General features: G+C 25.6%; 13 protein-coding genes. All 13 read right to left on the bottom strand.

Annotation, left to right across the window (positions count from 1 at the left end):
• Positions 1–305: 305 nt before the first annotated feature.
• On the bottom strand, positions 306–1,397 hold the full coding sequence (locus tag E7Y35_RS00675; protein ID WP_283272428.1) for a hypothetical protein: 1,092 nt from the start codon (positions 1,395–1,397) through the stop codon (positions 306–308).
• Between the two features lie 92 nt (positions 1,398–1,489).
• On the bottom strand, positions 1,490–1,924 hold the full coding sequence (locus E7Y35_RS00670) for a helix-turn-helix domain-containing protein (protein ID WP_283272427.1): 435 nt from the start codon (positions 1,922–1,924) through the stop codon (positions 1,490–1,492).
• A 24-nt stretch (positions 1,925–1,948) separates the two neighbouring features.
• On the bottom strand, positions 1,949–3,373 hold the full coding sequence (locus E7Y35_RS00665; RefSeq protein WP_283272426.1) for a hypothetical protein: 1,425 nt from the start codon (positions 3,371–3,373) through the stop codon (positions 1,949–1,951).
• Positions 3,330–4,325 carry an ATP-binding cassette domain-containing protein gene (locus E7Y35_RS00660; protein ID WP_283272425.1) on the bottom strand — a complete coding sequence of 332 codons (996 nt, stop codon included), beginning with the start codon at positions 4,323–4,325 and terminating at the stop codon, positions 3,330–3,332. The genes E7Y35_RS00665 and E7Y35_RS00660 overlap by 44 nt, the downstream gene beginning before the upstream one ends.
• Positions 4,326–4,340: 15 nt before the next feature.
• Positions 4,341–4,742: a hypothetical protein gene (locus E7Y35_RS00655; protein ID WP_283272424.1), complete on the bottom strand. Its 402-nt coding sequence runs from the start codon at positions 4,740–4,742 to the stop codon at positions 4,341–4,343.
• A 20-nt stretch (positions 4,743–4,762) separates the two neighbouring features.
• The gene (locus E7Y35_RS00650) at positions 4,763–5,449 is read right to left on the bottom strand and encodes a hypothetical protein (RefSeq protein WP_283272423.1); all 687 of its coding nucleotides are present in this window, start codon (positions 5,447–5,449) and stop codon (positions 4,763–4,765) included.
• 68 nt (positions 5,450–5,517) lie between these two features.
• Positions 5,518–6,165 (bottom strand): hypothetical protein, encoded by a 648-nt coding sequence (locus E7Y35_RS00645; protein WP_283272422.1) that lies wholly within the window; start codon positions 6,163–6,165, stop codon positions 5,518–5,520.
• A gap of 11 nt (positions 6,166–6,176) precedes the next feature.
• Positions 6,177–7,997 carry a lipoprotein gene (locus tag E7Y35_RS00640; protein WP_283272421.1) on the bottom strand — a complete coding sequence of 607 codons (1,821 nt, stop codon included), beginning with the start codon at positions 7,995–7,997 and terminating at the stop codon, positions 6,177–6,179.
• A gap of 21 nt (positions 7,998–8,018) precedes the next feature.
• Positions 8,019–9,824, bottom strand: coding sequence for a hypothetical protein (locus tag E7Y35_RS00635; protein ID WP_283272420.1), 1,806 nt, complete (start codon positions 9,822–9,824; stop codon positions 8,019–8,021).
• A gap of 110 nt (positions 9,825–9,934) precedes the next feature.
• Entirely contained in the window at positions 9,935–11,566 is a 1,632-nt protein-coding gene (locus tag E7Y35_RS00630; protein WP_283272419.1) for a beta propeller repeat protein, read from the bottom strand.
• Between the two features lie 264 nt (positions 11,567–11,830).
• The gene (locus E7Y35_RS00625; RefSeq protein ID WP_283272418.1) at positions 11,831–12,463 is read right to left on the bottom strand and encodes a hypothetical protein; all 633 of its coding nucleotides are present in this window, start codon (positions 12,461–12,463) and stop codon (positions 11,831–11,833) included.
• A gap of 41 nt (positions 12,464–12,504) precedes the next feature.
• Positions 12,505–13,002 (bottom strand): hypothetical protein, encoded by a 498-nt coding sequence (locus E7Y35_RS00620; RefSeq protein WP_283272417.1) that lies wholly within the window; start codon positions 13,000–13,002, stop codon positions 12,505–12,507.
• A gap of 5 nt (positions 13,003–13,007) precedes the next feature.
• Positions 13,008–13,850, bottom strand: coding sequence for an ETX/MTX2 family pore-forming toxin (locus tag E7Y35_RS00615; protein ID WP_283272416.1), 843 nt, complete (start codon positions 13,848–13,850; stop codon positions 13,008–13,010).
• Between the last annotated feature and the right edge of the window lie 16 nt (positions 13,851–13,866).

The raw sequence follows: 13,866 nt of genomic DNA, 5'->3' as shown, positions 1-13,866 counted from the left end.
TTTAACTTAATTATAATGTAATTTTGTTTTAAAAATATATTTGTATTTCTATCAAGTTATTTGTTAAATAAAATATAATATGTAAATAATTTGATATTACTAAATGGTACCAAATACTTTAACACCCTAGAATCTTGACCTTAAAATAACATAACAAAAGCCAAATAAAAAAACTACCTAAGTAGTTATTAATAATTCTATTAATGAGCATTTTTGTTAAAAAGTTACTACCATTTTAATGCCTACTGCTAGTTACATATTTTGTTCTTTTCAATAAAATTATAGTTTGCTATCCACTATTTATTTTATTTTTTAAAATCACTTTTTAATGTTAATTGCAATAAAGCTTCAATTTTATGTTTTTTATTAATCTTACTATCTAATATTTTTTGAATTAACATTTTAATGTTACTGTTTGTTTGAAAATCATTAAAAATAAAGTTATTTAAGTTTAGTTGTTCAATATTGTCATCAACCATTTCTAAACTAAAATATATGCCAGCATTACTAGTTAAAAAATCTTTATTATCACTAATAATTAAATAATCGTGATATTTTTCTTTATCTTTGTTAAATTTTAGCAATGGAACAATTTCAATGATAGTTAATGTTGGAAATGCTTCAATTGCTCTTGCTTTTAATAAGTTAATTAAATTTCCTTGGAGATTAGTAACTAAAATTGCTTTTTGAATTACGGGTTGATTAACAATTGGTCAAGTATAAACATACGATAACAAAACAAGAGTGAATTCCAAATAATTTCGTGGTAATAACTTCTTATCAATACAGCATTCAATATTTTCAAGGTTGTCATAACATAACTTAAATAAATTTTGATACTCCACTTTATGGTTAATAAAATCTTGTTTAAAAATAATTGACGCATCATCAAATAAAAAATAATTTCATTGTTGTTTAAAGAACAAAACATGACTTAATAAATCAGAAAGGGCTAATTGTTTGTCTGTTAAATAACCAAGATTATTCATATTATCTAGCATTTCTGACAAAACCTTTTTGACCTGTTCGATTTCAGCATCACCAACTTTTTCTTCTGGCAAAATATCATAACGATTTAACATTAACATTCCTAAAAAGGTTTTTTCAAATTGAGTGTTATTAAATGTAATGCTAAATGTTTCTTGCAATTCATTAATAATTTGAGCTGCAATTTGAAATGAGTTCAAATCAAAGTACGGATGGTTTTTAATAAAATTATCTTCCATATTAAAATCTTTTCTATCACTTTTAATTGATAACATTAAAAAATACAAAATTAAACTATATGTATTAAAATCTAAGTCCATTACTAAAATTTGACCATAATATTTTGTTAAAATATCGTAAATCTTGTGATATGTTTCCTCACCATAACCTAAGTTTAATTTTGAAAACATAGAGTTTAATATTAAATTTTTACTCTTATGATTATTATTAATATAAATTGCTAAGTTAACAATTAACTTTCGAATTGCTAATAAATTACCATCTAAATAATAACCTTCCCTTTATTACGAATTACGATATCAGTATGATGTTCACTTAAAATATGATTTAGTTTTGCCACATTTTTAAAAACACTACTAACACTAATTTCAAAAATTTTACGTAATTCACTAATTTTGGTGTATTTATTAATTACAAATAGAACCATAAAAATAATAAGTTGATTTTTTGCCGTAATAAAAACCTTTGTTTCATTAACAATAATATTATAAATGTCAAGAAACTCATCTTTTTGTAAATTATTAATATCTAACATTAAGTTTTTTGTGGCCAAATAATTATTAATATGTCTTAAATGATAATAAAAATAACCCTTTGACATTTTATTATCATTTAAAAAATCTTTAACTTTTTTATATGGTGTATCAATTCGAAGTTTAATTAATTCTAATATTTCTAGGTCTTTATAGTCAAGCATAATTCTGTCCCTCCCTAATTGATATTAAGTAAAAATTACTTGTCAAGTACAATAACCTTTTATCCGTGCATTGGGATTTTGATCATTTTTATTACCAGAAAATTTTATTGTCACTTGATTAGATGGCAACATATGTCCTGGTTCAATATCATTTACCGCAATTGTATAATCATTTTTCATATTTGTTGTACCTTGTTTAGCATAATATACCTTCTGCGAAATAAAAATACTTTGGGCAATGTCATCAAAAAATTGATAAATTAGTTGACATTCTTGACCTGTTAATGGTTTTGCTACATCAACTCCATAAAAATGAATAGTATCGCCATAGCCATTTAAGGTTCCATCATTCTTATTATCTGCACTATATAAAACAATTGTCAGATGTTTACTGTTAGTTGTTCGTCATGTTAACGGCTTTAAATAAACTGATAAAAATGTATCTGTTAAATTACCAGGTAATAAATTTGGAACAGTAACAGAATAATCAATTCCCGCTTGTAAATAACTATCTTTTCATTCTAAAGCAACCGTTTTTGTTATTATTAATAATAATTCTTGATATTTTGCTGTTATTTCCTGACTTGTCACATGCGTTGAATCATTCACTTTAAAATCATAATAATCAAGTAATGCTATATTGTTTAAATCATACGTTGTTTGACTGTTTATTAATCAAATTTTTATCTCTTTTGTTCCTGTTAAATTACTATTAATCCCTTTAATTTTAACATCTAAATACTTTCTATTTGTTTGATTTTTGACTAAAGTTACAAATGTTATTTTATAATCAGTATTAAGTTGATACACAATATTACCTCAATTATTTTTAATTGTTGCTTGTAAATATTGACTTAATTTAATCTTAATTTGTTCTAAAACTGATGGATCAATATCATCAATTGTGTTAATTTGATCAATATTTTGAACATATTCAGAATAATCATCGAGTTTTAACTTATTAAAATCAATAACTGGTAACTGACATTTAATTGTGGTTGTATAAAACAATTGACAAGCATTATAATCTCAATCATACATATTATTTGAACTTAGTTTTGGAAAAATTTTATAAAGCATAATTTTAAAATCACCACTTTTACTTGTTTGTTTTTCCGTTCCTAATTCAATTAAAACCATTTTTGTCGTTGGTGATACTATCGGATCTGTTACTAACAATTTATCAGACAAGTTATTAAATTGAAAAAGTTGATTAACCGCAATATTATTATTTAGACTAACTTTTACTGCATCCATTGTAAAAACATCATTTTGATAAAAAATATCATTATTAAAAGTTTGATTTCAGTTGTCAATAGAATCCTTTGTTTTTAATTGAGAGACAATAATATTATTGTTGTTATTATTACCCGGATGACAACTAACCATCATCATTCCTAATGGACTAGCTAGTGCGATGGCGCCGAAAATGTTTAATAATCTTTTCATTTCTTTTCTCCTTTTTGGCTTGCGGCTGTTTAATATGTGGTTTTTCTTGAAAATATCCTAATCGTGCTAATTTTAATTTTAATTGCGCTAAATCATTTTTAATCTCTTTTAAATAAATTACAAGCAGTTTATTTTGTAGCGTATATAAAAAGAAATCATTCATATTCATATTATATTCCATTGTGGCAATAAATTCCTCGCTTTCAGCATTATAGATAAACGAAATATTATTTGTTTGAAAATATTTAATCAATAACTCATTATTTGAAACTCTAATTCGGTAATCCGAATGTTGACGAAAAAGGTCATACGAACCACTATAAAGCATTTGACCATCACTAATAATTGTACAATCATCAATAATTGCTTCAAGTTCATCAATCATATGCGTTGTTAAGAAAATTGTTTTGCCAAGTTGTTTTTGTAACATTAAAAACTGATAGAAGCGAACACGATTTTTATAATCTAAGTTTGCTCCTGGTTCGTCAAAAATCATAATTGCGGGGTTATTAATCATTGAGTGAATAATCATAATTCGATTTTTCATCCCTGATGAATAAGATTTTAATTTTTTATGACGATGTTCTCACAATCCGAAATATAACATTAAATTTTTAATATTATATTGTAAATAACTTTTCGGAATTGATGATAAATCTCCTAACAAATTTAAAAATTTATAAGCTGTTAATTCACTTGGAAATTCTTCAAGATTCGTTGAAAATCCTAATTTCAATTTTGCCTTTGATCTTGTTGCTTTATAATTATCAATTAAAATTTTACCCTTATAATTTGGCAATGCCCCAATAATTGACTTAATAATAACTGACTTTCCACTTCCCGATTCTCCAATTAAAGCGTGTAAAGTTCCACTATTAACTTTAAAATTGACATTTTTAAGTGAAAAGTTTTTAAACTTTTGTTGATAATTTTTTACTTCAATTGTTACCATTATATTCACCTCACTTTAAGAAATTTTTTTATATCGTCAAACTACTAACGAACTTAGATAAAAGCAACAACTTAAAGCTAAGTATGCATAAATAACACCAACATTATTTTGAACTGTTTTTAAATTACTAAACTGAATCTTTTGTTCCTTATTAATTGTTAAGACATCCATTGGATAACTAAAAAAGGAATTTAATTCTTGGTCAAAATCAATTTCACCAATTAAATTAGGGTCAAAGTAATAATCACCATAATAACCTAACAGAAATGTTCATAATTGGCAGAAATGTTCAAAAACATTAAATTTGTTAATAATTTGATACTCTTGCATAATATTCTGATATTTTTGAAATGATGGTACATTACCATCAAGGTCTTGCTTTAATGAATCATTTTTTAAATAATCTAAATTAAGCACAATTTCTCTAATTGAATCTTCTAATGAACGAATTGCAAAAAAAAAAAAAAAAAAACAGGATCTAAAAATAAATTATCAAATTCGTTTCGTTCTTTTTGAGTAAAAATATAATCATTTGGGCGTAGAAAAACTTGAGTAATATCAGTTGTATCAAGAACTAAATATTTAGGAACTCCACTTGCTGATGTATATGAAACATATGACGAATCAACTGGTTTAACTGATGGTGGGTCATTTGGATCAGTAATAAAATCCATTAGTTCATTTACTTTAATATTAATTGTATTCATAAACCCCGTTAAACCATCACGATATTGCTTTGTATAATCATTAAGCATTGCTAATAAATCAGTTTCTACCGGAACATTACCAATGTTTTGACTAATTTGTTGCTTTAATTGGTCTAATGAAATAAACCGATGATTTTGAATTAGATAAATTGTTGCTGGGCCAACAATATCATTATGATCAAACCATGACGTAATATTTGTATTAAAACTTTTTGTTAATTTATTTTGATCAATTAATCCCAAATCTTGATATAATTGTCAACGATTCTCCTGGTTATTTTGACTATGAAAATTTTTAATTTCATTAAAATCTCATTTATTGTAAAAATCATCAAAAATAGCTTTTGTTAAATTGGGATATTTGATTAAATTATCTTCCAGAAAATTTTTAAACTGTATCGCTTGATTAACTTTCATCAAATTAAGCGAAACATTTTCATCCGAATCATTAAAATTAAAACTAATATTTTCAGTTTTATATTTAATTAAAGTATAAGGTAATCCCCTAGAATAAATAAACTACAAAAAATTGAAAAGATTAAGAAAACAATTCTTGTATTAAATAAGGTAACTAAAAATACAACACTATTAATTAATAAGAAACTAAATAATAAACTAAATAAGAATAATTTTAAACATAACTTGTTAAAAAAAATTGCTAAATTTAATTTTTTACTAGCAATAAAAATATTCCCTAACACTAAAAAAATAATAACCGACAACATAATTAGAAATAATGTTGAAAAATAAATTACTAAATATTGAATTAAAATAATTGTTCGACGAGCATACGGTTTTGTCAACACTAGCAAAAAACTATTATCCTCAATTTGATTACCAAATAATTTAATTGAAATTAATAAGATATATAAGTACAGAAAAATACAATAAAATAGCAAAACAAAAAACTGTAAATTATTAATTGTACTATAAACATCAGTCGAAATTAGAAACAAAACAATTGGGCTAATTACAACAAAAGCTATTGTTAAAAAAAGAATTAAAATAGTAGAAAGAGAAGCAAATATTTTGTTAAATAAATAACGATATAATTTAAAAATATTTGCTTTCTTTAGTTTTCCTTTTTTATTAGTCTTAACAGACCCTAATAATATTTTAGTTTTTGCAATCATATCATTTAAACTTAAATTTCTCCATAATAAATTCCAGAAAAAATATAACCAATTCCTGGTGCTGATGAAAGATTAAACGTAAAGCCACCAACATTATACTCAATGTGTGGTCACATTCTTGCTTTTAAGGCATAATAATTAAAATGAAGTGCAACTTTACTTGTATCTAAATCGGGAAAAATTGTATTAAAAATATGATCTTCTCATTTTGCAGAATCTGAAATTGAATAATCATATAATGTTGGAACTGTTGAATTAAATGCAATACTATTTAGAATATTTTGATTAATCTGAGGATATGTTAAATTAATTTTCTTAATAATTTTATTTGTCATATTATCAATAGCATTTGTAAATGTTTTATTGCCATCTTCTATATAATTATTAAATTCATTTTGATCACTCATTTTAACTAAAAACCCTGTTATTCCAAATCCTAAAACAGCAGCTTCTCTAATTGCAGCATTGTTTCAAAAGGCACCATTTTCAGCAAAAGTTTCAGCAGCAATTTTAGTAATATTATTTTCATAATCAGTAACTGTTGTATCATGAATAATAATAAACGGAATTTTTCATCTTGGTAATAAAACATTTTTATCTTCTCATTTTGTTAGCTCAACGCGACCAAAACTATAAATTTTATTAAAATCATAATCTTTTGCAAAAGTTTTATTATTTCAAACAAGATTATCTCCTTGTGGGTCAACTCAACTATGTTCAACATTATTAGTTAACGTTTTTTGAAAACCACTGTTTCTTGTGCTAAAATCATTAGTAATATTGCTTTGAAAATCATTGGTGTTATATTTTCCTGAATCATTTCCCATTGCATCTGTAGGGTGACTAAAATAATTTTTTGCGAAATCATAATTATTAGATTCTCAATTCCCTAATTCATTTACTTCTTCTGGATATGTGACATCATCTAATTTAATTTCGTCTTCCTCTTGTTGTGCTGCTTTAGCTAATTTTGAAGTAAATTCCTCACCCAGTGTCTTTGATAAGGCTTTCTCATTATTATTAAAAGTAAAATTATAAATTGGATTTGGACCTTTTTGTGGATCATAAGTTAAAGTCATTGTTTCAATAAAATCTTTTACTTTATCAGCAGCATGGCTCACTAGTGAGTAAAAAGGCGCATAACCCTCATGATTAACTAAATAAAACTGTGTTGAATTTGTTGTAACCTTAATTGTTGTATTTTTTGATGTAACTAAATCATTATAAGTTAAATTAAAACTAAAATTAGAAATTTGCATTGAGAATCAATATTTTAATTTATTAATATCAGTTGTAGCAACAAAATGATTTTTGTAATCTTGAACATTATCATAACCAAATAAAACATTTGGTGTTTTTGTTTGTGTTGGATCTCATCATAATGGTAATTTTTTATAAACTGTTTGATTATCAACAACAATTGCTGCTTCAGGTTTAATCCCTTTAAAATATTGCCCAATTGATTTGTCATTAACTATTTTTGGAAAAACAACCGTTTTCAAAATACTATTAATATATGCATTTAATGGATTAATAAATTCTTTTTGGGTAATTGTCTCTGGTTTGTCATCATTATAACTAAAAGTTTTTTGTAAATCTGCTAAATATGTACTAGTCGCAGAAATTAAATTACTGTCTGTTAAATATGGTCCATCATTATTTCCAAGCTTTAAATATTGTTGAAGATAATATTGAACTTTATTTTTAATTAAATTTTGGATTACTGTTGAATCATCAGAAGGATTATTGGCCTTATGATTACAAGCAACAACTGTCGATGTTGATACTCCTATTAAAGTAAATGATCCTAACAAACATAGTAGTTTTTTCATATTTCTCTCTCCTTTATTAAATTAATAATATACTCGTGTTTTTGCAAACGAGACTGGATTTAATTGAAAATTAAAACCAGCAATGTCTAAATAAATATATGCCTGAAATCAATGTTTAACTGCTTCAAACAAAAGATGTTTAGCTTGATGATCATCATCTTGGCTATATCAAGCATTATGATATTTTGCAATATTATAATCAAAAATGCTATTATAATTGCCATAAAAATCAAGAATATTTGTGGACTTTAAATCAATATTTTTTGCTTCTAAATCTGCTGTTAAACTATCCTTTAAAAAATCCAAGGCATTTAAGAATGTTTTTGAAGAACCATTTTCAGTATAACTATCAAATGTGTTAGTACTTTTTAGGTTAACCGAAAACATTAAGTGGTCATGGTCAATTAAAGCAATATCTTCATTTGTTTCAATTTCAGCATTATTTCAAAATACACCATCTTGAGCAAATAAATTTGCCATTGTTGCTGTTAAAGCTGAATATTCTGCTGGTCGTGTTAAAGTACGAACAATAACAAAAGGAAGCTTGATTTTTGGTAAGATAATATTATATAAAGACCAATTTTGCAGAACAATTGTCCCAAATTCAAAGGTATGATTCTGAATATCAGTAGTTAATGCATAACTACTTGATGGATTTCATTTAAAATTTAAAACATCCGAATTTTTTCAATTACTAATATCATCTGTTAACTTTGTAGTAAAAGTTTTATCCATTGTTAAAAAATCATTATTAAATTTTTCTGAAAACTGTGTAATTGAACCAATTGGCATTACTTTTGTTTTATAATCATAATTTAAATATGCTTTTGAAAAATAATCATTATCAGCTGTTAAAGAATTACTGCCTGGTAATTTGTCTTCACCAATATCATAATTATCATTATTATCAACAGTCGGATTATTAATTTTAAAATCATCAACATCATAATGCAATGTGGTAGACAAATAAGTTTTTAAATCATCAATTGAATTTCGAATGAATTTATTTTGACTATTACGAAATGAAAAATTATCTCCTAAATTATTTTGAATAATTGTATACTCTCCTAATGCTTTTGAAATTGGTTGAAAACTAGCATCAATTAAACGTTCCAAAAATTTCTTTCCAACACCATCGACAACATATAAATTAGTTGTTCATAAGTTAATTTGTCTAGTTTCAATTTTATTTGTAAATTGATTATAAAATGACAAATTAATAATTAAGTTTAACGCAAGATATCCTAATTTTGTAAAATGATCTTGAACTGAATTATAATATTTAGCTCAGTCTTCGCGGGTATTATAACCAAAAAGTTGTAAAGTCTTATCATTGTTTCAACCATGAGGACCAGTTACATCTGGCGATCAATGGTATGGTAATTGATAGATGCGTGATTCGGAAGTGTTTACCTTTAAAACATCACTGGGATTAACGCCATTAATAAAACCGTGAATATCGGGATCAGTTAAAAGTGCTTTTGTAACAACTTGATTTTTTAATTGAACATTAACATAATCAGCAATTTTATTAATAACTTTTTGATTTTGTAATTCAATTTTATTAGCTTCGCGATAATTTTGATCTAAAGTATCTAACACAATACTACCACCAGGGCCAAAATTGCTATCCCCATCAATAACAGAATATTGATCTCCCAGTGAAAGTGTATTATTAGTAATTGTTTGAATCTTATTTTTAAATTCATTAATAATTTCAGAATTATCATCTACTGGTGAATTAGTTTTTGTTGTGCAAGAAATAATTGTTGTAAAACCAGTACAAGCTAACGACATTGTTCCTAATATACTAAGTATTTTTTTCATTATTGCCTCCTTTTGCTAAAGTAATTGCTTCTATTTTAATTTACTAAATAAATTAACCAGCAAATATTCCCACCCCTCCGATAAATAAATTATCTTAACCCTTAGTTTATTTAGATGTTACCTTCATAAACCTTGCCATCAAATGTTCCAGCATATCATGAATTGCAATTAAAATCTGCTGTTAATAATGATAGTCTTTGTTTTAAATTAACTAATTCAATAATTTGACCATTATTTGTAACCTTATAAATAATTCCATCTAAGGAACTAACAAGTATTTCTGATGTTGATAAATTAATTGTCATCATATTAACCGCTGTTGGAAAAGAAACCAACAGTGTTGGCTTATTATTTGCAACAGTTGCAATATTTCCTGTTCATAATTTATTATCTTTTGTTAAAGCAATTCATGTTCAATTATTTTTAACAACTAAGGAAAAAATCGGTGACCCTAGATTTATTAAAAAATCAACACTATAATTATTATTAATATTTTTACTTAAACGATAAATTTCGCCACTAGCAGTTGTCACTAAAAATTCATTATCATTATAAACAATAAGATTATTAGCACCAGCAATCGATGCGATTGGTTTAATGGTCACTATCCCATTATAATTTGTTGTTCCTAAATTAATATTATTTTTTGTATCAATAAAATATCAATTATTTTGTGAATCCAGTACAATATTGTTTCCATTATAATTTTCACACTTAGTAATAAATGATGCTTTACTATCATTTAACCCATGATAAATATTACCGCTTCTTGTTCCAACATATCATTGGCCATTTGGGTTAACAGTCATATTAGTAATTTGATCACTAATTGTGCCAAGAGTTTTTAAATTATTTGAAATGTTTTGATCATTAGTATAATATATTTCGCCATTATCTTGTGACAAATATAAGTCACCACTTGGCAATACATTTAAGCTATCAACCCCAGCCTTAGTTAATTGTAAACTTTGGATACCCTCAGCCCCACTTTTAGGAATTAATTTAGCACAAATAACACTAGCTAAAGTAATAATTAGAATTACAAAAAATAAAATAACAATTAATATTCATAATCGAATTTTACCAACTAATAAATTTCAATTTCACCTAATTGGATTTAATTTTGACCATCCTAAGGTATTTGTTTTAACAATTGAAAATGGCACTAAAGGCATTTCATTTTTAGCAATAGAAGAAAAGAAATTGTCTTCTTCTATTGTTTTTAGTTTATGAAAAGAAGAATTAACTCCTTCTTGTTTAATAACCGAAGGTTTTTGTAACACGTTTGAAAAAGGTTGTGGTTGTAGAACCGCATCACGGAATAATAAATCATATGTCAAAGGTTTTTGGTTCAAGTCCAAATTTAAGTCAGCTGGTGTGCAACTACCAAATTTATGTTCTGTATTATTTTTAAGATCCTTTGAATATTTCTTATGAAAATTTCGAATAAAATTACCTGAAACATATAAAATATTATTCTGATATTTGTAATTTGGCATTTTAGTAATTAAATCACGATAAAATTGCTGCTTACCAAAAATACCAAACATCAAATTATTACAATTAAAAATAATTAATGGTCGAATGGTATCATAGCGTTCACTAATACTACTATCCATTTTAATTTTAATAAAAAGAACATCTTCTAATGCAAGATTAGTTTCTTTTTGAATTAATGGAATAAGTTGCTGTTTCAATCTTTGCCGACATTTCAAACAAATTTCAGAAAATAAAAATTTCATAATTGTTACCCTTTCGTGCTAATATAGCCAAAATAAGAACACTAAAAACTAGTTTTTTCATCAAAACTGTTTTTTCCTAGTTTACCTACCTTTATCTCTACATTTAAATATTATCATTAAAATAATTTATTATTTTTATAATTAAATATAATATTTGTACTAAAAAATAGTTTTATTTTTTACATTTTAAAATTAAATTTAATTAAAAAAAAGAATAAAAACATTTATATTTGTTTTTATTCTTTTTCTAAACCTAATTATTAACTAGTTACTTAAAAAATCTACTTTATTAATATTTGTGTCAGCACTCGCATAAACAAATTGACTAAATGGCCCCGCATTTCCTTTCGCAACTGAAGTACAAAACATTGTTAAAAATGTTTTTCCAGCAATTGTAGTTATTCCTGTTGCAATCTCTGACATTGAAGTAGCGCTTGTTGATGTATCTGAATAAGTATAATTTCCAATCGTAGTATAAACACTTTGCCCCATTTTAAATAAATCAGCAGTATTTAAAACAATTGGTGTACTATTAAAATTTCCTTGATTATGTGGTGATGGATAAATTGGATTTGAATATCCAATGTAGTTTTGTGTAATATTCCCAACCGTAGTTGAAATTTTAAGTTTTGGAAATAATGTTATAAAATCATTTATACTTGTTGCATAATCATCAATGTTAATTAATTCAACTGTTGCACTAGACTCACTATCACTGGTGTATCATCATTTGAAGGTAATTCCCGCATGTGAACTAATATTCATATTTTGCACATTAACAGATAAATTGTGGTTTGAATATTGTTTCTGAGTTGTTGACATAGATTGGTTGCTAACAACAGCAACCGGAGTTGCAATTAAGCTAACTGCAACTAAATTTGTAAGTAATGTTTTCATGTTGTTTTCTCCTTTATTTAATAATTGTAATTACTATAATTTTAATAAATAATAACACTACCAATTTGTAAGGTAGCTCATATCTTAGCATTTGAATCATTATCAGTCAAGATTTGTGCAATTGCAAAAACATCACTATTAATTTCTTGAAATTTTAACGAAATACTAACATCTTGTTGATTATAAATATAATGGCAAATAATACTTGAATATGTCATTATACGGTTTGTTGCAATCTTAAAACTATTATTATCATATGGTGACCCGCTGCCACCTCCAATAGCATCAAAATTTAAGAAAGAAAGTGTTTTATAATGCTCAATAAAATCAGTTCAATTATTACTATATGGCGCATAAGAAAATAGGTTAATTTCTACAAGAGTATTTGTTTTACCATTACTATTATCTTTGTGAAAATTATAATGAATTGAATTAAAAATTGTATTAGGTAAATTAGAGTTATCTAATTTTAGTGTTGTTGAAGTAACAGTAGCTACGGTAATACTTGTTATTCCAAATAATAACAGAAATTTTTTCATAATGACTACATCTCCTCAATTAAAACAGAATAAATATTACTCTCCGAAACATTTTCAGCATCAGCAAGACCATGAAAGGTAACTAATTGATTAGTCATATCAACTAAAATTCCGCTTGGTAATTGATTATTAATACTATATTGTTCATATGCTAATGCAAGAGGCAAATCAAAATCATAAACAATATTTGAATTATCAACTGTATAATTACCAATAATTGCCCCACTAATTGTTGCATTAAGATCTAAATTTACTTTTGTATCATTTTGCCCTAAATAAGTTTTTACTAACACTTTTTTATGTGCTGGGACAATAACTTGTTGAGCAGGTGAATTGACCGTAATTGTTGTCGACTGTGTTTCTGTTTTAGCATTACTAAAATTGTAATCAAGATTAATATTAAAAATATTAACAGTTGCTTTCGCATCAAGTGTTATTCCATGTGTTACAGTATGTGTAATTGTATTAGTAACATCTTTTTGATATGATGCGGTTTTTAATGTTTGGTCGGTATCACCCTCACTATTATCTAAAACATTTTCACCCATAAAAATTGCTTGTGGCTGTTCTGTACTCGTTGTTCTAACAACTGTTCCTGTAACATTAGAAACATTTAAATTTGTTACCCCAATATTTGTAACACTACTAATTGTTTGATCAGGAAAATCTTGTTTTAACACAACTAATGCTACTTTTTGATTTAAAGTATTAAAATCAATTATCTGTTGATCATTATTCATTTGCGCTGTCTGAATTTTATTTGTTACATTTAAAATAGGATGACTCACCATTGGAATTGTTCCTCCTAAAATCACAGAAATTGCTGTTAATATTAATGGTTTCTTCATTTTAATCATCTCTTTT

It is taken from the genome of Spiroplasma sp. SV19 (genome assembly GCF_030060925.1).
Classification (GTDB): domain Bacteria; phylum Bacillota_I; class Bacilli_A; order Mycoplasmatales; family Mycoplasmataceae; genus Spiroplasma.
The sequence above is the reverse complement of the archived record's forward strand: the minus strand, read 5'-3'. Positions and strand labels throughout refer to the sequence as shown.